The 17,588-nt window shown below is 60.9% G+C and carries 14 protein-coding genes; 6 read left to right on the forward strand and 8 right to left on the reverse strand.

The window, feature by feature from the left end:
- The first annotated feature begins 350 nt into the window (after positions 1-350).
- On the forward strand, positions 351-1,439 hold the full coding sequence (locus NKH41_RS20320) for a S1 family serine peptidase (RefSeq protein WP_352767012.1): 1,089 nt from the start codon (positions 351-353) through the stop codon (positions 1,437-1,439).
- 72 nt (positions 1,440-1,511) lie between these two features.
- On the opposite strand, the gene NKH41_RS20325 is transcribed toward NKH41_RS20320, so the two are convergent.
- Complete coding sequence (locus NKH41_RS20325) at positions 1,512-1,862, reverse strand: hypothetical protein (protein ID WP_023675228.1); 351 nt, start codon at positions 1,860-1,862, stop codon at positions 1,512-1,514.
- A gap of 190 nt (positions 1,863-2,052) precedes the next feature.
- Here NKH41_RS20325 and NKH41_RS20330 point away from each other — a divergent pair, with 190 nt between their 5' ends.
- Positions 2,053-2,352, forward strand: coding sequence for a DUF2934 domain-containing protein (locus tag NKH41_RS20330; protein WP_352767010.1), 300 nt, complete (start codon positions 2,053-2,055; stop codon positions 2,350-2,352).
- Between the two features lie 979 nt (positions 2,353-3,331).
- Here the strand turns inward: NKH41_RS20330 and mgrA are convergent.
- The 7 genes from mgrA to NKH41_RS20365 form a co-directional block, all read right to left on the reverse strand.
- Positions 3,332-4,429 (reverse strand): L-glyceraldehyde 3-phosphate reductase, encoded by a 1,098-nt coding sequence (mgrA, locus tag NKH41_RS20335; RefSeq protein WP_352767008.1) that lies wholly within the window; start codon positions 4,427-4,429, stop codon positions 3,332-3,334.
- Positions 4,430-4,558: 129 nt separating this feature from the next.
- Entirely contained in the window at positions 4,559-5,707 is a 1,149-nt protein-coding gene (locus tag NKH41_RS20340; protein WP_352767006.1) for a Gfo/Idh/MocA family protein, read from the reverse strand.
- 12 nt (positions 5,708-5,719) lie between these two features.
- On the reverse strand, positions 5,720-6,466 hold the full coding sequence (locus NKH41_RS20345; protein WP_352767005.1) for a sugar phosphate isomerase/epimerase family protein: 747 nt from the start codon (positions 6,464-6,466) through the stop codon (positions 5,720-5,722).
- Positions 6,467-6,553: 87 nt separating this feature from the next.
- On the reverse strand, positions 6,554-7,666 hold the full coding sequence (locus tag NKH41_RS20350) for an ABC transporter ATP-binding protein (RefSeq protein WP_352539434.1): 1,113 nt from the start codon (positions 7,664-7,666) through the stop codon (positions 6,554-6,556).
- A 5-nt stretch (positions 7,667-7,671) separates the two neighbouring features.
- Complete coding sequence (locus tag NKH41_RS20355; RefSeq protein WP_352644084.1) at positions 7,672-8,607, reverse strand: carbohydrate ABC transporter permease; 936 nt, start codon at positions 8,605-8,607, stop codon at positions 7,672-7,674.
- The gene (locus tag NKH41_RS20360) at positions 8,600-9,493 is read right to left on the reverse strand and encodes a carbohydrate ABC transporter permease (protein WP_352767003.1); all 894 of its coding nucleotides are present in this window, start codon (positions 9,491-9,493) and stop codon (positions 8,600-8,602) included. The genes NKH41_RS20355 and NKH41_RS20360 overlap by 8 nt, the downstream gene beginning before the upstream one ends.
- A gap of 107 nt (positions 9,494-9,600) precedes the next feature.
- Positions 9,601-10,839 (reverse strand): ABC transporter substrate-binding protein, encoded by a 1,239-nt coding sequence (locus NKH41_RS20365; protein WP_352767001.1) that lies wholly within the window; start codon positions 10,837-10,839, stop codon positions 9,601-9,603.
- 394 nt (positions 10,840-11,233) lie between these two features.
- Here NKH41_RS20365 and NKH41_RS20370 point away from each other — a divergent pair, with 394 nt between their 5' ends.
- From NKH41_RS20370 to NKH41_RS20385, 4 genes are all read left to right on the forward strand, one after another.
- On the forward strand, positions 11,234-12,283 hold the full coding sequence (locus NKH41_RS20370; RefSeq protein ID WP_352766999.1) for a LacI family transcriptional regulator: 1,050 nt from the start codon (positions 11,234-11,236) through the stop codon (positions 12,281-12,283).
- Positions 12,284-12,598: 315 nt separating this feature from the next.
- Complete coding sequence (locus NKH41_RS20375; protein ID WP_352766997.1) at positions 12,599-14,275, forward strand: DUF262 domain-containing protein; 1,677 nt, start codon at positions 12,599-12,601, stop codon at positions 14,273-14,275.
- A gap of 3 nt (positions 14,276-14,278) precedes the next feature.
- Positions 14,279-14,704: a DUF4357 domain-containing protein gene (locus NKH41_RS20380; protein WP_352766995.1), complete on the forward strand. Its 426-nt coding sequence runs from the start codon at positions 14,279-14,281 to the stop codon at positions 14,702-14,704.
- Between the two features lie 53 nt (positions 14,705-14,757).
- Complete coding sequence (locus tag NKH41_RS20385) at positions 14,758-17,448, forward strand: ATP-binding domain-containing protein (protein WP_352766993.1); 2,691 nt, start codon at positions 14,758-14,760, stop codon at positions 17,446-17,448.
- The last annotated feature ends 140 nt before the right edge of the window (positions 17,449-17,588 follow it).

Raw genomic sequence — 17,588 nt, forward strand, 5'->3', positions numbered from 1 at the left:
TACAGAAATATTGTCGAGATCGTGGTGGCGCAAAAAAATGAAATTGGTTACCGGTGCCTTTACCGGGCCATTATTCAGTGCAGCCAGTTTAGGTCCCCGCCAAAAATGCCTGCAACGGTATACTGCCTAAAATAATCCAACATTGGCAACGACAAATTGCTTCCACATAGCCCGTGGGGGGCTATAGGATTTTGGGCGGGTTGGCTCGACAGCACGACTAGCAGAAATGGTGCTCGGCTTTGTGACGGATCGTGCTTCGCCGTGGAGCATGATCTCACCGGCCGGTTCCATTTCAGTGGACCATGCGTCGGCGACTGACCTGTCGGGAACATCGTCTCAGGGGGTTCGAGGTGAAGATCATCCATAGGTTCAGACCGATTGCCGCCGCCGCGCTGCTCGGCATCGCGGCGGCCTTGCCGGCCGTCAAATCCGTTCATGCCACGGACGCGGCCGCTCGGCCGGAGGCGGCGATCTCGCCGATGAAACGCGTGGCCGAGGCCAGGGCCAAGGCCAGGGCGGAGAACCCCGACGGCGCCGATCGCGTCTACGGCGGCAAAGAGGCCGAGAAGGGCGCTTACCCGTTCCAGGTGGCATTGCTGACCGCCGGCAAACTGGACAAAAGCCCGGCCTCGCAGGCGAATGCGCAGTTCTGCGGCGGCAGCCTGATCGCGCCGCAATGGGTGCTGACGGCGGCGCACTGCCTCAATGACGACGGCGAGCCGATTTCGCCTGATATGGTCACCGTGCTCACCGGCGCCACCGATCTGAGCGAGGGCAAGCGCTACAAGGCGGTGGAGATCATCGTCAACGAGGGCTACAGCGAGCAGACGCTGGACAACGATCTCGGCTTGATCCGGCTGGCCGCGCCGGCCGATGCCCCGACCATCAAAATTGCCCGTGAGCCGACACCGGACGCCGGCAAGACGACGGTCACCGGTTGGGGCAAGATGCAGGACGGAACGTTTCCCACCGCGCTGATGGTCGCCGACCTGGACCTCCAGCCGAACGCAACCTGCAACAGCGGCATCAAGGCGATTTATGCGCATGATTTGAAGGCAGCGCTCGGCGAGCTCGCCCGCCGCATGCGTTATTCGGAAAGGGGCATCGAGGCGGCCGCCAACGCGATTGCAGCCGATATGGCCGATCCGCTTACCGGCAACATGATCTGCGCCGGCACGGCCAGCGGCGAGCGCGACGCCTGCAATGGCGACAGCGGCGGACCGCTGTTCGTGACCGGCGCCGATGGTCCGGTGCAGGTCGGCGTCGTCAGCTGGGGCGAAGGTCCGGCCGACGGCGGCACCGCCTGCGGCCACAAGAACGCCTACGGCATCTACACGCGGCTGGCCAATTACACCGGCTGGATCGAGGAGAAGATGAAGACGGCGGCGCCCGCAGCGCCCAAAGCCCTCGGCACGGCGCAGAAGCCCGCCACGCCCTGACCGGTGTCATTTGCTGAACCAATGAACAGCGGGAGCAATCCCGCCGTTTCTGCCCGGAACCTTAGGTTGGGACTAAAACCAGCGATCGCGGCGCTGGTCTGTGGCGGCCAAGGCGAGGCCCAGTAGCGCCCCTACGGCCGCTCCGAGTATGAAGGCGGACGATATTGTGCCAGGATTCTCCTGGACCACCCCGGACACCGTCTGTGCCCTGTTGCGCAGGGCTTGTGCCGTCCGGGAGGCGCGCTCAGCAGCGTTGCCATACCAATCGCCGGCGTCCTCGATCGCCTCTTCCGCGCGTTCCGCCAAGGTTCGGTTGATCTTGTTGATCTCGCGCCTCAGCTGCGCGACCTGCTTCTCCAGGGCTTCCTGAGCTTCACGTTGAGTCATCTTCGGTGCTGCGGATTCGTTCGGTTCGTCGGCCATGGTAATCTCCTTTGCTCAGGCTCGGCTCAACGGCCGGCCCACTGTGCAGGTTCCTCCGCAAAACGCGTATGTCCGGTGTTTGTTCGGTGAGAAACCGGCTTTTGTCCGGCATGTCTGCGAATTCGGCATCAACATCGGATCGTTCCGGCGCTCCCCGCGTTGGTGAAAACGCCACAAGGGAGGAACCGCCATGGATGACGATCGGCATGAAAAAATTCGGCAGCGAGCCTATGAAATCTGGGTGCGCGAGGGGCGTCCGCACGGCGAACATGAGCGTCATTGGCAGCAGGCAAAACATGAGCTTGGTCTCGACGACGCGGACCGCGTTGCGGCGGGAACGATCGCCAGTTCCGACGTTCTGACGGTCGAGGCACTGGCGATGCGCACCGGGATAACCGGTGATCAGGCGCAAGAGCTGATCGACAGGCTTGGCAACGACAGGGCGACGCTGGAGGAAGCCGCGCGGAACCTCAAGGCAGCCGAAAGCTAGCCGCTGGCTGTCGAGGTCGAAGACGGCTGCCAACTGAAGTGGCAAATCTGACCCCGCGCACGCGAGTTGCCGGACTTATTGTATCCCACGGCATCATCGCCGCGTCCGCATGCGCCGACCGCGGTCGGCGCCAGGACGCTGGCCTATGATGCCGAAATAAATTTTGATAAGGATTGCAGATGTACTGGAGAGTAGAGGAAGATGTATTGAGGTACCGTCCACCTCTTGTCGGCAGTGCGCGATGTCGGGTTGGACCCTGTGCGCGCGGGACTGGTGAGGCAGGCGGCCGATTGGCCTGGTCAAGCGCCCGGGCGCATCTGACGGATCAACTCGACGGCGTTGTGGATCTGAGACCGATGAAGGACCGGCTGCCATCGTCGACGGGCTGTTCGATTTGCTCGACACGGATGTCGCGGCTCAAAAAGGTGTACCGTCACCGTAATTAAATTTCACCAGTTACCGGGCGGACTGTACTGAATGATAGCGATCTTGCCTACTATGCTGTAAATCCATTCAATTCATTGAGGTTTCCGTAATGAGTAATCGGATATCGTGGATTGAGAATACCGAAGTAACTTTGATTAGAATCGAATTGTATTCGGTTGTGATTGAAGCTTTGTCCTTAGACATGGGAGATAGGATATCGATAGATATAAATAGCGATTTTAAAATCTATATTTCAGATGAGCTCTCAAAGTACGATGTCGTAAAACACAACGGATCACTTCCAATTCTTTGGAAATTAATAGGTATGAGCATAGTTTCCGTAAAATTCGATCAAGACGCCCTCGAAATAGAGCTCAACGACGGCGTACGCATCTCTGTCGAACTAGAAATTGGAAAGTTGGAGCAAGTTAGCTTTCGCCGCACAAAGCCAGATACACTCGAACACCTTCCCTGAAGCCCGGCAGAAATTACGGTGACAGTGCACTCTTTACTATGTTCGCCCGGCTGTCGTTGTGTAGATTGACCGCGTGGCTCAAATGCTCGCATCGTCGTTCCCGGTCTGAGTCGTGGATGCCGTCATCGCCTGCTTCCTCGGCGGCCCCTTGCGCTCGGCCGATGCCGCCCAGAGATTGATGTCCGACTCGCGGGCAAAGCTGTCGATCTCGGCGAGTTCGGCATCGCTGAAGTCGAGCGCCTTCAGCGCGCCGACGCAATCCTCGACCTGTTCCGGCCGGCTGGCGCCGATCAGCGCCGATGTGACCCTGCCTCGGCGCAGCACCCAGGCCAGCGCCATCTGCGCCAGCGTCTGGCCGCGGCGACGGGCGATGACGTTCAGCGCCTCGATATTGGCGATCGATTTGTCGTTGATGAATGCCGGGCGCAGCGACTTGCCCTGGCTGGCGCGGCTGCCATCGGGGATGCCGCCGAGATATTTGTCGGTCAGCATGCCTTGCGCCAGCGGCGAGAACACGATCGAGCCGACACCAAGCCCCTCCAGCGTATCGAGCAGGCCATCATCCTCGACCCAGCGGTTGAGCATCGAATAGCTCGGCTGATGGATCACGCAAGGCGTGCCGAGCTGCTTCAATATGTCGGCGGCCTCGCGGGTGCGCTGCGAATTATAGGAGGAAATGCCGGCATAGAGCGCCTTGCCCGAGCGCACCGCGTGATCGAGCGCGCCCATCGTTTCCTCCAGCGGGGTGTCGGGGTCGAAGCGGTGCGAATAGAAGATGTCGACATAGTCGAGCCCCATCCGCTTCAGGCTCTGGTCGAGGCTGGCCAGCACATATTTGCGGCCGCCCCACTCGCCATAAGGCCCTGCCCACATTTCGTAGCCGGCCTTGGTCGAGATGATCAGCTCGTCGCGATAACCGGCAAAGTCCGTCCGCAGGATCTCGCCGAACGCCCGCTCCGCCGAGCCGGGCGGCGGGCCGTAATTGTTGGCGAGGTCGAAATGCGTGATGCCGAGATCGAACGCCCTGCGCGTGATCGCCTGCTTGGTTCTATGCGACGTGTCGTCGCCGAAATTGTGCCACAGCCCAAGCGAGATCGCCGGCAGCTTCAGGCCGGACCGCCCGCAGCGATTGTAGACCATCTTGTCATAGCGGTTTTCGGCGGGGACATACGGCATGGGAAATCCTCAAATCGAAACGAGCCCGACGGCTGCCGCCGCGACAGTGGGGCAGTCGAGCTTGCCACCCTTAGCCTCTCCCCGCGCAAACGGGGAGAGGCTTTTTGCGGTGCTTGGGAGGCGCGCCGCCTACTTGGTTTTCTTCTTCGCCAGCAGCTCCTTCGCCGCCTTGACGCCGAGTGCCGCGGGCCGCTCGCAGCTGGTCTGCATGGCGACGAACTTTCCGGTCTCGCCCGAACGCAACAGTCCGGTCATGACGTCGACGGCATGCAGCGCCAGTTCCATCGAGCAGCGGTGCGGCCGACCTTCCCTGATCGCGATCGCCATGTCGGCCAAACCGGCGGTGCGGTAGTTGGCCATCATGCCTTGCGAATGCATCTCGTTGGGCACGCCGAACGGATGCGGCCATTTCGGCAGCTTCTTCACCGGCTTGGCGGCCTCGGTGAAACGCACGTCGCCGCCGAAGAAATTCGGATCCGGCACGAACACCGTGCCCGCCTCGCCATAGAGTTCCATCGGCGCGTGGCCGTGGCTCCAGACGTCCCAGCTGGTGTTGAGCGTCACCACGGCACCGTTCTCGAATTCCAGCACGCCATGGATCGTCGTCGGCGTGGAGACCGGGATCTTTTCGCCGGCGCGCGGCTTCGAGCTGATGATGCGTTCCGTCATCGGGATCGAAGCGAAGGCGGCGACCTGCTTCACCGGCCCGATCAGCTGGATCAGGTTGGTGATGTAATACGGTCCGATATCGAGCACCGGCCCGGCGCCCGGCTGGAAGAAGAAGTCCGGATTGGGGTGCCAATGCTCCATGCCATGGCTCATCACATGACAGGTGCCGCTGGTGATCCTGCCGAGCCTGCCGGTGTCGATCAGGTCGCGGACAAGCTGGTGCGCGCCGCCGAGGAAGGTGTCGGGCGCCGAACCGATGCGCAGCCCCTTGCTTTCCGCCCGTTTTTTCAGGTCGAGCCCTTCCTTGACCGACAGCACGAAGGGCTTCTCCGAATAGACGTGCTTGCCGGCGTCGAGGATCTGCTTCGACACCTCGTAATGCACCGCCGGAATGGTCAGGTTGACGATGATGTCGATATCGTCGGCCTTGAGCAGCCCCACGACGGTCTCGGCGCGCAGCTTGAACTCTTTTGCCCGCGCTTTCGCCGCTTCCATGTTGATGTCGGCGCAGGCGCGCATCTCGATGCCGCGAAACAGCGGCGCCAGCGAGAAATACGCCTTCGAGATGTTGCCGCAGCCGATGACGCCGATGCCAAGTTTTGTTGCCATGCTGATGTGCTCCTAATAGGTCTTGGCGGCTGCGATCGAGCGGCGGGCGAAGCGCTCGATATCGTTGGGATTGTCCTGTTCCATGACGTAGTATTTTGCGGCGCTTTTGGCGCGTAGCGCCTTGATCAGGCCGGGCCAGTCGATGGTGCCGTGGCCGACGTCGGACCAGCCGTCCTCGTCGAGGCCCTCGCCCGGCTTGGCCAAGTCCTTGACATGGACGGCGACGATGCGCTTGCCGTGCTTCTCGATCCAGGGCAGCGGATCGACGCCGCCGCGCACCACCCAGGCGACGTCCATCTCCCAGCCGATGTCGGGCGCGGAGGACAGGATATGGTCCTGCGGCACCGAGCCGTCGGCAAGCGCCTTGAACTCGAAATCATGGTTGTGCCAGGCAAAGCCATAGCCGGCTTTCCTGGCCGTCTCGCCGACCTTGGCCAGGCGTTCGCCGAAACCGCGCCAGCCGGCTGTGTCGGCCGGCCTGAACTCGGCGTTCAGGAACGGGCAGATGAGCAGCGTGATGCCGAGCGCGTCGGCCGTCCTGCGCACGCCGTCGAAATCCTTCTCGAGCGCGTCGATCGAGAAATGCCCGGTCGGCATGGCGAGCCCGTTCTTGTCGAGCTCGGCACGGAACGCCTTGGGATCGTTATAGACGCCGCCGAACCCTTCGACTTGGCTGTAACCAAGCTCCCCCAGCATCTTGAGCACGCCCTCCCAGGGCTGGAAATTGCGGGCGCTGTAAAGTTGGAATGACCAGTTCATCGTCTCTGTCCGTTTTCTTGTGGATGGTTAGTTTTGGGGGGATGAGTCTTGGGGGAATGGAAGAGTCTTGGGAGGCTAAATCATGCTCTAGAGGCGGTTGCCTGTGACGGCGTCGAAAAGCGAGGCGCGCATCGGGTCAAAACCGATGCCGACCGCCTCGGCGTTGTTTGGCGTGCGCTCGGCTGTCACCCGCACCGTGAAATTCTGGCCGGCGAGCTTCAGCCAGACCAGCGTGTCGGAACCCATGGGCTCGACGACCTCGACATTTGCCGTGGCTGCGAACGGCCATCCCGTGCCGCTGTTGAACGCCACGTGCTCGGGGCGGATGCCGAACACGGCCGGCCCTGGCACCGGGTCCTTCTCGAAAGCATAGGTGGCAAGCGGTATCCGCACATCCTCGGCGACGAAGTGCCAGTCGCCTGCCGCTTGCTCCAGTCTGCCGTCGAGGAAGTTCATTGCCGGCGAACCGAGGAAGCCGGCGACAAACCGGTTGACCGGCCGGTTATAGATGGTCTGCGGCGCATCGAGCTGCTGGATGACGCCGCCCTTCATCACCGCGATACGGTCGGCCAGCGTCATCGCCTCGATCTGGTCGTGGGTGACGTAGATCATGGTGTTCTCGAGCTTGCGATGCAGCAGCTTGATTTCGACGCGCAATTCCGCGCGCAGCTTGGCGTCGAGGTTGGAGAGCGGTTCGTCGAACAGAAAGACATCGACGTCACGCACAAGTGCGCGCCCGATCGCCACGCGCTGGCGCTGGCCGCCGGACAGCGCCGCCGGCTTGCGATGCAAAAGCGGTTCGATCTGCAGGATCTCGGCAGCCCGGGCGATGCGCTTGGCGATCTCGTCCTTGGCGAGGCCGGCAACGCGCAGCCCGAACGACAGGTTCTTCTCCACCGTCATCTGCGGATAGAGCGCGTAGGACTGGAACACCATGCCGATGCCGCGATCCTTGGGCTCTTCCCAGGTGACGTTCTTGCCCTTGATGAAGATGCGGCCTTCGGAAACGTCGAGCAGCCCGGCAATGCAGTTTAGCAAGGTCGACTTGCCGCAGCCGGACGGGCCGAGCAGCACGATGAATTCGCCTTCGGCAACATCGAGGTTGAGCGTCTGCAGCACCGATATCGCACCGAAATTCAGCGACAGGTTCTGGATCGAGACGCTGGTGCCGTTTGCCGCAATGCTGCCGTTTGCGTTCATCGCCATCATCCTTTCACCGCGCCGGCGGCGATGCCGCGCACAAACAATTTTCCGGACAGGAAATAGACGATCAGCGGCACCAGGCCGGTCAGGATGGTGGCTGCCATGTTGACGTTGTATTCCTTCACGCCTTGCACCGAGTTGACGATGTTGTTGAGCTGCACCGTCATCGGATAGGTGTCGGGGCGGGTGTAGACGACGCCGAACAGGAAGTCGTTCCAGATGCCGGTCACCTGCAGGATGATGGCGACGACGAAGATCGGCAGCGACATCGGCAGCATGATGCGGAAATAAATGCCCCAGAAGCCGGCGCCGTCGACACGCGCTGCCCGGAACAGCTCCTCCGGCATGGAGGTAAAGTAGTTGCGGAACAACAGTGTGAGGATCGGCATGCCGAAGATGGAATGGACGATCACCAGGCCGCTGAGGCTGCCGTAAAGGCCGACTTCGCGCAGGATGATGACGATCGGATAGATCATCACCTGATAGGGGATGAAGGCGCCGACGATCAGGATGATGAAGAAGGTGTCGGCACCTTTGAAGCGCCAGTTGGCAAGCGCATAGCCGTTCACCGAGGCGAGCGCGATCGACAGGATCACCGACGGGATCGTGATGCGCACGGAATTCCAGAAGCCACGCGACAGCCCGTCGCAGTTGAGCCCGGTGCAGGCGCTCGACCAGGCCTTGACCCATGGCTCGAAGGTGATCTCCATCGGCGGCGAGAAGATGTTGCCGAGGCGTATCTCGGGCATGCCTTTGAGCGACGTCACCACCATCACATAGAGCGGCAAAAGATAGTAGAGCGCCACCACGATCAGCGTGCCGTAGAGGAAGATGTTGCGGCGCGAGAATGTGTGGCGCGGCTTCGGCCCGCTCGGCCCGTAGGCTTCGAGCCCGCCGGCGCCGGCAATGGCGGGCAATGAAACGGCTTGGTCAGACACGCTTCTTGCCTCCAAACTCGAGATAGGCCCACGGCACGATGACGATGATCACCGACAGCAGCATCATCGTCGAGGCGGCGAACCCCTGACCGAGGTTCTGGGCGAAGAACATGTAGTCATAGACATATTTGGCCGGGACTTCGGAGGCGATGCCGGGCCCGCCGCTGGTCTGGGCGACAACCAGGTCATAGATCTTGACGATACCGGCAGCGATGATGACAAGCGTGGTGATGAAGACCGGCCGCATCATCGGTATGATGATGAACAGATAGGTCTTCCAGGTCGGTATCCCGTCGACCCGCGCTGCCTTCCAGATATCCTCGTCGATCCCGCGCAGGCCGGCCAGCATCAGGCACATGATGAGCCCGGTGCCCTGCCAGAGAGCGGCGATCAATATGCCGTAGATGACGATGCTGGAATCATAGAGCGGATTGAAGCTGAAGCTCGTCCAGCCGAGGCTGCGCACCACTCCCTGGATCCCGAACTCGGGGTTGAGCAACCACTGCCAGACGAGGCCGGTGACGATGAAGGAGAGGGCGAAGGGATAGAGGAAAATGGTCCGGAACGTGTCCTCGAACCGGATCTTCTGGTCGAGCAGGGCGGCAAGCAGGAAGCCGATCACCAGCGAGAACAGCAGCGACAGCACGCCGTAGATCAGCAGGTTCTCGATCGAGACCAGCCAGCGCGGCACCGACCACAGCCGGTAGTACTGGTCGAGCCCGACGAAATGCAGCCGTGGCAGGAGCTTCGAACTGGTGAAGGAATAAAGCACCGTCCACGCGCTGCCGCCGACAAAGATCACCAGCGCGGTGAGGATCATTGGGATCGAGGCGATTTTCGCATTGAGGTTGCGAAAGAGTTGGCTAGGGCGTTCGCTCTTGCTCATCTGCACAGCCGCTTTGGATCGGGTAAGGGCCGGAGGGTCAAGAGGCCTTGACCCGAGCTCCCGACCCTGCGTTTGCAGGGGCGGGAGTGAGGCGGTCGGTCGATCGCTCAATCGGCCGAACCGACAATGGCGGCGAAGCGCTTCTGCGCATCTTCCACGGTCATGTCCTGCTTGGCGAAGAACTCGGAGAAAAGATCCTCCTTCTGCTTCTGGGTATCCTGCGAAAGCAGCTGGTCGGTCCAGGGCATGATATTGCCCTTGGCGAGAATTTCGAGCCCCTTCTTCATGCAGTCGTTCGCCGCCTTGAGGTCGACGTCGCCGCGCACCGGCAGCGAGCCTTTCTTGAGATTGAAGGCGACCTGCGTCTTGGGATCGAGCAGCGTGTGGGCCAGCACTTCCTGTGCCTTCGATTTTTCGGGATCCTTCAGCAGCGGGAAGTAGAAAGCGTCGCCGCCGGTGGCGATCATCTCGTTGAGACCGAGGCCCGGAAGGCAAGTATAGTCCTTGCCGGCGACCTGACCGGCAACCTGGAACTCGCCCTGCGCCCAGTCACCCATGATCTGGCCGCCCGCCTTGCCGGTGATGACCAGATTGGTGGCCTGGTTCCAGTCCTGCACATTGGTGTTCTTGGCCATCTTGCGGGCATCGTCCGCGGCCTTGAAGACCTTGGCGACCTCGGGCCCGGCGGCGAATTCCGCGTCCTTGTCCTTGTAGACCTTGAGGAAGGCGTCGGTGCCGCCGACCGCCGCAAGCAGCACGTCGAAAGCGCCGGAGGCCTGCCAGGGCTGGCCGCCGACCGCGAGCGGCTGGATGCCTGCTTTTTCAAGCGCGGGCGCCGCAGCGACATATTCATTCCAGTTCTTCGGCACCGGCACGCCGGCCTTTTTGAAGGCCGCATTCGACAGCCACAGCCACTGCCAGGAGTGGATATTGACGGGCACGCAATAGATCTTGCCGTCGAGGGTACAGCCATCGAGCAGGCTCTTCGGCTGCACGATTTCCGTCCACTTTTCCTTGGTGGCGAGATCGGTGAGGTCGCGCATCAGCCCGGCCTGCACCAATTCTTCCGCCTGCCGGCCGTGATTGAACTGGGTCGCGCCCATCGGGTCGCCGCCGGTGATGCGGCTGATCATGATTGGCCGCGCCGTGCCGCCGGAGCCGGCGATGGCGCCGTCAACCCAGTGATTGCCGGTTGCGTCGAAAGCCTTGGCGAGTTCGGCGACCGCTGCCGCCTCGCCGCCGGAGGTCCACCAATGGGTGACTTCCAGATCCGTCGCGGCCGCCGGGCCGGCAAATTGCAGCGCGACCGTCGTAGCCAGCGCAGCAGTCATGAGTTGGTATCGCATTTCGTTCCTCCCAGAATCTGAAACGTTACAGATTTTCGATACGGCAATTGCTTAAGGCGCGCAACCCCTCAGGCGAAGGTGGCATCAAGTTTTTTCGAAGCGCGAATAAAATCGGGCGGCTCGTCGGCCTACCGCATCGCAACAAGAGGGGTTGCACTGCAAAATGCAATGCTGCGACGCCAGAAAACCGGAAAAGCTCCTTCTGTCGCTCTTTTTTGCGCCGACCGGAGTGCCGCTCGTTTTGCGCCTGTCACCAGTGATATCGCCACGGCAGTGACAATCTGTAACGTTTCAGTATATAGCGGTCTCATTCGGTGAAGGCCCGCGGCGTACCCGCGGCCCGCCGATTGCCGGCCTGCCCGGCAACTGCTATGCGCCTGACGGGGCGGGATGAATGAACAGGCATCAAAAAGAGAAGGCCGACGAAGCGTCGGGCCGGGGCCGGCCGACACTGAAGACGCTCGCCTTCATGACCGGGCTGGGCGTCACCACCGTGTCGCGCGCGCTGAAGGATGCGCCCGAGATCGGCGCCGAGACCAGGCGGCGCGTCCAGCTTGTCGCCAAGCAGATCGGTTATCGGCCCAACCGTGCCGGCGTCCGCCTGCGCACCGGCAAGACCAATGTCATCAGCCTGGTGCTCAACACCGAGCACGAGATCATGAGCTTTGTCTCGGATATCATCTACGGCGTTTCCGAAGTCATTGCCGACACGCCCTACCATTTGATCGTGACACCCTACTCGCGCTCGCAGGATCCGCTCGACCCGATCCGCTACCTCGTGGAAACCGGTTCAGCCGACGGCGTCATCATTTCGCGCACGCAGCCGAACGATCCGAGGGCCCGTTATATGCTGGAGCGCGGCATCCCCTTTGCCACGCATGGCCGCACCGATATGGGGCTGATCCATCCCTACCATGATTTCGACAATTACGCTTTCGCAGCCGAGGCAGTGCGCCATCTGGCCGGCCTCGGCCGCCGCCGACTGGCTCTGTTGGCGCCGCCGGTCGAGCTGACCTATCACGGCCACACGCTCGCAGGCTTTGCCGATGCGCTGAGCGAGGTCGGCGCCAGCGAGATTCCGTTCAACACCGTTTCGATCGATCATTCGATCGAGCAGATCAGAATGCGGACCGCGCAGCTGATGCGCCGCGAAAGCCGCCCGGACGGTTTCATCAGCAGCGCCGCCGCCGCGACGCTCGCCATCGTCGCCGGCATCGAAGACGCCGGCCTCAAGCTTGGCCGCGATGTCGATGTGGTGTCCAAACAATCGTCGGAGCTTCTGCACCTGTTTCGCAGCGAATTGCTGGTCGTGAACGAGAACTTCCGGCTGGCCGGCGCCGAGCTCGCCCGCTCGGTGCTGGGCTGGATCGGCGGCGCCGCACCCGGCACCCTGCAAAGCCTGAGCGAGCCGGGCGAAGTGCAGGCCTATCGCCGTCCCGACTAGAGCGGGACATGTTCAAATTGAAACTGGGCTCCATCTATTTGTCTTAGCCACATTTCTGCGACGCCAAATGATTCCACTTGGCTGCAAAATGCGCGCTGCCGACTGGCAGCCTTGGGGCCGGAAGCAGAACGGTCCCGTATTCGTTGGACATTGGCAATAAGCTCCCGTTCCCTTGCCGACACCCTTCATGCGTGAGACACGATATTGTGGTGAGGGACCATTCACATGACTTCATCGCCGTGAACGGAACGAGCGGGCTTGCATAGTCCACCCAAACTCAACTACCGGTATTTCGGGCAATACGATGGGGGAAGTATGAAGCCTTACACACGGTCGATTATCGAACTATTCGATGGCAAGAAGCGATTTCTGATCCCGCTCTATCAGCGTCAGTATGCCTGGAAAGCCACTCCTCAGCTTGATCTGCTGTGGGAAGATATCGAGCGCGCGGTCTCCAGGCTTATGGAGGACCGCTCCACCCTCACTCCGCATTTCATGGGTGCCATCGTCATCGCCCAGATAAAGACCTTTGGGAAACAGGTTCAGGCCTTCGAGATTATCGACGGACAACAGCGGCTGACTACTTTCCAGCTGCTCCTCGCGGCACTTCGAGACGTCGCTAAGTCCCATGGCTCCAGATACGAGGCCGAGGTCCAGAAGTACCTCCTGAACGATGGCGTGATGGAGAGCCCCCACGTCGAGCGGTTCAAGCTCTGGCCGTCGATCACGGACAGGCGGTCGTTCGTCTCTATAGTCGACCCCGCGACCGACCTGGACGCAATCGCTCCGCGGCCGAATGACGAAGACGGTGTGGTCAGGCGATCCGTAGCCGCTCACGTGTACTTCAAAGATCGCATCGAACAGCAGGTGACCGAGGACGGCGAATTCGAGGAGCACCGCCTAGAAATCCTGTTCGAGGCATTGAAGGAAGGATTGGCCGCCGTATCGATCGAACTGGAAAGCGGAGACGATCCCCAGACCATCTTCGAGACACTCAACAGCCGGGGTGTGGACCTCAACCCGGGCGACTTGATGCGCAACTTCATTTTCCAGCGGGCAAAGGGTCTCGGCCAAACCGACCATTCCCTCGTGGTAGACAAGCTCTACGTGAAGCACTGGCTTCCGCTCGACAAGGCTTTCTGGAGCCAACCTGCATCCCGAGGCCGACAAACCCGCACCCGCCTTGACTGGATGCTTTCTGACCACCTTGCAATGCATATCGGCAACCTTGTGTCGATCGAGGGGCTCTTCGAGAGCTATCGCCGATGGATTCTCACCGATCGGCCGTTCCTGAACGTCACGGCGGAACTGGAGTCCATCTCGGCCACCGCCGCTATCGAAAAGCGTCTTTTCGATCGGGGCGTGAACGACCCGATCGGCAACTTTGGGCGCTTCGCCGACGCGTTTGACGTGTCGACTGTCATGCCATTGGTCATCTTCCTTGCCACCGAGCCGAGCGTGGCACCCGAGATCGACCGGGCCCTAGAGATTCTCGAAACCTATATCCTCCGCCGCGACATCTGCGGCCTGACGAACAAGAACTACAACAGGCTGTTCGTTGGCCTGATCGATCGTCTCCGCGAGGCCGACGGCGACAAGATTGATGAGATGTTGACATACCTTTCCAGTCGTCGATCGGACATTGACCGATGGCCGACAGACGAGGAGTGGCGAAACGCATGGCTCGGCCGCAATCAATATAAGGGGGCTCGACAGTCTCGACTGAGATACCTCTTTGAAGCGATCGAGATGGCCAAGCGGTCGGCATTGAACGAGGCCATTGAGATCAAGTCTGCGCTGACGATCGAGCACATCATGCCCCAACGCTGGCGGGAAACGTGGCCAGTCCCAGGGTTCGATCAACTCGACGATGACGATACCGACATCGAATATCTTGCCCGGCAGGCGGAACGCGATTCGGTCATCGATAGGCTCGGCAACTTAACGCTGCTCACGGGCGCGCTGAATTCGGCGGTGTCGAACGGCCCCTAGTCGGTGAAGATGGCTGCGGTACGATCCCACTCCAGCCTCGCACTGAATCGCGATCTTAACCAGTTCGACAGCTGGGATGAGGAATCCATCACCGCGCGCGGGCTATCTCTTTTCGAGAACGCCAGCCGCATCTGGATGGCCCCCGCACTGCAGGTCGATCTAGAAAACGAGAGAACCTCCGGCGCAGCGGGCCTTCCGGCGGACGGCACTGCTTGCCGGTTCACCTACACCGGCCGCCGATATGAAGGTCGGATCGAGAACGGCGTACTTGTCGTCGACGGCGTTGATCGGCAGTTCGGATCGCTTTCCGCAGCATCCCGATTTATCACGCGGACGCATCGCAACGGCTGGAATGACTGGCACTTTCGAGACGATCAGGGCGGGTGGCTCCTGGCGGATGATTGGCGGCGTCACCCGACGGCGGAATAAAACAAGTCAGTGTTCGTGCTGGTTACTCCGGACGAATAAGAGGGAGAAGCCTTTTGAACGACACGACGCATGACCGGATCGCATCGATAGCGGATCAGACGCTTCGCCACTTTGCGGAAACAGCGGAACGGGTACGACAGGCGTTGGCCGAGCCGCGTCCGGACATGGCTAATGCGTTCGCGTCCTTCAACGCCGCCACGGACGACGCAGTGATCAACAAAATGGGTGAGGTAACAGGTTCTCGCGTTCGAGAGCTTCGCTCTCTCCTGTCGGAGCCAGCCGTCGCCCGTGTCGTGGCCGAGGATGAGGATGGCAATCGGCGCGTTTACTTCGTATCGCGTGCGACACCGCACCGGTCCCCGTCGGACGGAAGTCATGCCGTCAGCTACAATGCGATGCCACTCGGCCGACTGGCCGCCCTCAAGATCGGTGGCGAGCTCGAAGCTCCGTCCCGAAATGGACCGATCACGCTGACAGTGATCGAAAAGACTCTCCTGACCCCTAGGGAAATCCGAGGCGAGTGGGATTCTCACAAGTCGGTGGTGGAGGGCGAGCAGTTCGGACCTTTCACTGTCCCTTCTCTACTTGCCCTGCTCAAAGGCCTAGGCGTTCCCGCAGACGAACTGGATGCCCTGGATGCGCTGCTGGCCGAAGACAAGGCCGCCGGCCTCGTTCTGGAAGGGCTGAGGCGCGACGCAATTGCCAAGATGGAACTGCGAGATCTGGCCATCCTTGACGAGTATCAGGATGAAATCTTCCGTCTACCACTCGATACCCACCTTGTCCTTCTGGGCCCTCCCGGAACCGGAAAGACCACGACGCTGATCAAGCGGCTGGGTCAGAAGCTTGACTACCCCAATCTCACGGAAGAGGAGCGCGACGTTATCGCCCGCACCAGCGCCGGGCCGGCTCGTCATCAAGGCAGCTGGATAATGTTCACGCCCACGGCACTGCTCAAGCAATACGTTAAAGAGGCATTTGCCCGCCAAGGCGTAGCGGCTTCCGATGAGCGTATTCAGACTTGGGACGACTATCGTCGCGACCTCGCTCGCAACCATTTTACGATCCTTCGCTCTGGATCCCACGGTCAGTTGGTGATGCGGGATGAGCTAGCATCGCTGGCGCCTGGTACCATCGTGGGACAGCGCCAGTGGTTCGAGGACTTTTTTGACTTCCAGATCAACCTATTTTGGGAAGACCTTCGTAGTCACGCCGATATTCTCGCGCGCGATACTGCGGCTCCCGTCAGGCAGCTTGGACTGCGTGTTCAGGCCGTCCTTCCCTCTTCGTCAAACGGGGCTAATCCGCGGGCGACCGTCGCGCTGAATGATCTGTCTGAGCCTCTATATGCTCTTATCACCCAATTGCGGACCGACACCGATAAGGCTGTTCGGACGGCTATCGCAAAAGCGTTCCAAAGCGAGCCGTCGCTTTTGGAGGGACTGATGACGTTCGTCGCTACACTCGACGCTGTTGATGACCCCGATGATGACGACTTCGATACGGACGAGGACGAGGAGCCCCGCCGCGTTCGCGTTGGTCGTGACGCCGCCGTAGAAGCATTGATCAAAGCTCTAAAGGCGAAAGCGCGCGCCACATCGAGCGGCCGAACGGTTGGCCGACGCTCCCGCAGTGGACGGATAGTCGATTGGTTCGGTGAACGAGGACCTGATCGTGAGGCGTTGCGCAAGATCGGCCTGGATCTGGCAGTTCAGACTTCGCTTCGCCGATGCCTCTCCCCCGTACGGCGGCTTATCAACGCAATGTCGGCCCGCTACCGGCGGTTTCGCCGAGAGCGGCAGGGAGAGATGCGCTGGTACACAGCTGAAGGCTTCCTGCCTCACGAACTGCACCCGCTTGAAGTGGACGTTATTCTGTTGGCGCTTCTTCGGACTGGTGCCGATCTCCTTTCCGATCGGAGGATAGCACGCGCCGTGGAGGAGCCTTCGTACGCTACGCTGAATCTAGTGATGTCGCTCTATCGTACTCAGGTTCTCGTCGACGAGGCTACCGATTTCTCGCCGATCCAACTCGCCTGCATGGGCGCTCTCTGCGACCCGTCGTCCGACTCCTTCGTCGCCTGCGGCGACTTCAACCAGCGGATAACCGACTGGGGCAGCCGAGGGAACGATGATCTCCGGTGGGTGTTCTCGGATTTCGACATCCGGTCCGTCTCCATCTCATACCGCCACAGTCGCCAGCTGAACGAACTGGCGCGAGACATCGCCCACATCTCCGATCCGGATGCGGAGGAGGCACAGCTGCCGGAGCGTGTAAACAACGAAGGCTTCCGCCCCGTCATGGGCACCGGCATGAACAGCATAGGCGATACCGTTGATTGGCTAGCAGACCGGATTGGAGAGATTGAGCGGCTGGCCGACGAGTTTCCTCCGATTGCGATCCTCGTGACGAGTGAAGACGAAGTCATCCCATTCGCCGATGCGCTCAACCGCAAATTGGCCGATACCAACATCCGGGTCGTGCCTTGTCCGTTTGGACAACTCGCGGGCCAAGACAGTGACATCCGCGTTTTTGACGTCCGCCACATCAAAGGCTTGGAGTTCGAAGCAGTGTTTTTTGTCGGAGTTGATCGCCTCGAACGGTCTCAGCCCAACCTGTTTGAGAAGTTTCTCTACGTTGGTGCAACTAGGGCGGCGCTGTTTTTGGGCGTCACAACCGTGGGGGCGGGCCTGCCCGATCGTATTCGGCCCCTTGAGCAAGCATTTGCCGGAAACTGGTCCTGACAACTCGCGAGATACCGACTGGATCGTCGAGGATAATGCTTGCTTTCGGATGACGCCGCTCGCGCCCCACTGCATCTAGGCGATGCTGGACGCGCGAGGCCGATCCAAAGGCCCTGCGCGATGTCGCCCAGTTGTTGGAA

This window comes from Mesorhizobium sp. M1169 (assembly GCF_040318345.1).
GTDB lineage: Bacteria > Pseudomonadota > Alphaproteobacteria > Rhizobiales > Rhizobiaceae > Mesorhizobium.

Bases quoted from the DNA above. Each gene is read 5' to 3' on its own strand.
- NKH41_RS20325 (WP_023675228.1), bottom strand. From the start codon at position 1,862: ATGGCCGACGAACCGAACGAATCCGCAGCACCGAAGATGACTCAACGT.
- NKH41_RS20330 (WP_352767010.1), top strand. From the start codon at position 2,053: ATGGATGACGATCGGCATGAAAAAATTCGGCAGCGAGCCTATGAAATC.
- NKH41_RS20345 (WP_352767005.1), bottom strand. From the start codon at position 6,466: ATGAACTGGTCATTCCAACTTTACAGCGCCCGCAATTTCCAGCCCTGG.
- NKH41_RS20375 (WP_352766997.1), top strand. From the start codon at position 12,599: ATGAAGCCTTACACACGGTCGATTATCGAACTATTCGATGGCAAGAAG.
- NKH41_RS20350 (WP_352539434.1), bottom strand. From the start codon at position 7,666: ATGAACGCAAACGGCAGCATTGCGGCAAACGGCACCAGCGTCTCGATC.
- NKH41_RS20340 (WP_352767006.1), bottom strand. From the start codon at position 5,707: ATGGCAACAAAACTTGGCATCGGCGTCATCGGCTGCGGCAACATCTCG.
- NKH41_RS20365 (WP_352767001.1), bottom strand. From the start codon at position 10,839: ATGCGATACCAACTCATGACTGCTGCGCTGGCTACGACGGTCGCGCTG.
- mgrA (WP_352767008.1), bottom strand. From the start codon at position 4,429: ATGCCGTATGTCCCCGCCGAAAACCGCTATGACAAGATGGTCTACAAT.
- NKH41_RS20360 (WP_352767003.1), bottom strand. From the start codon at position 9,493: ATGAGCAAGAGCGAACGCCCTAGCCAACTCTTTCGCAACCTCAATGCG.
- NKH41_RS20370 (WP_352766999.1), top strand. From the start codon at position 11,234: ATGAACAGGCATCAAAAAGAGAAGGCCGACGAAGCGTCGGGCCGGGGC.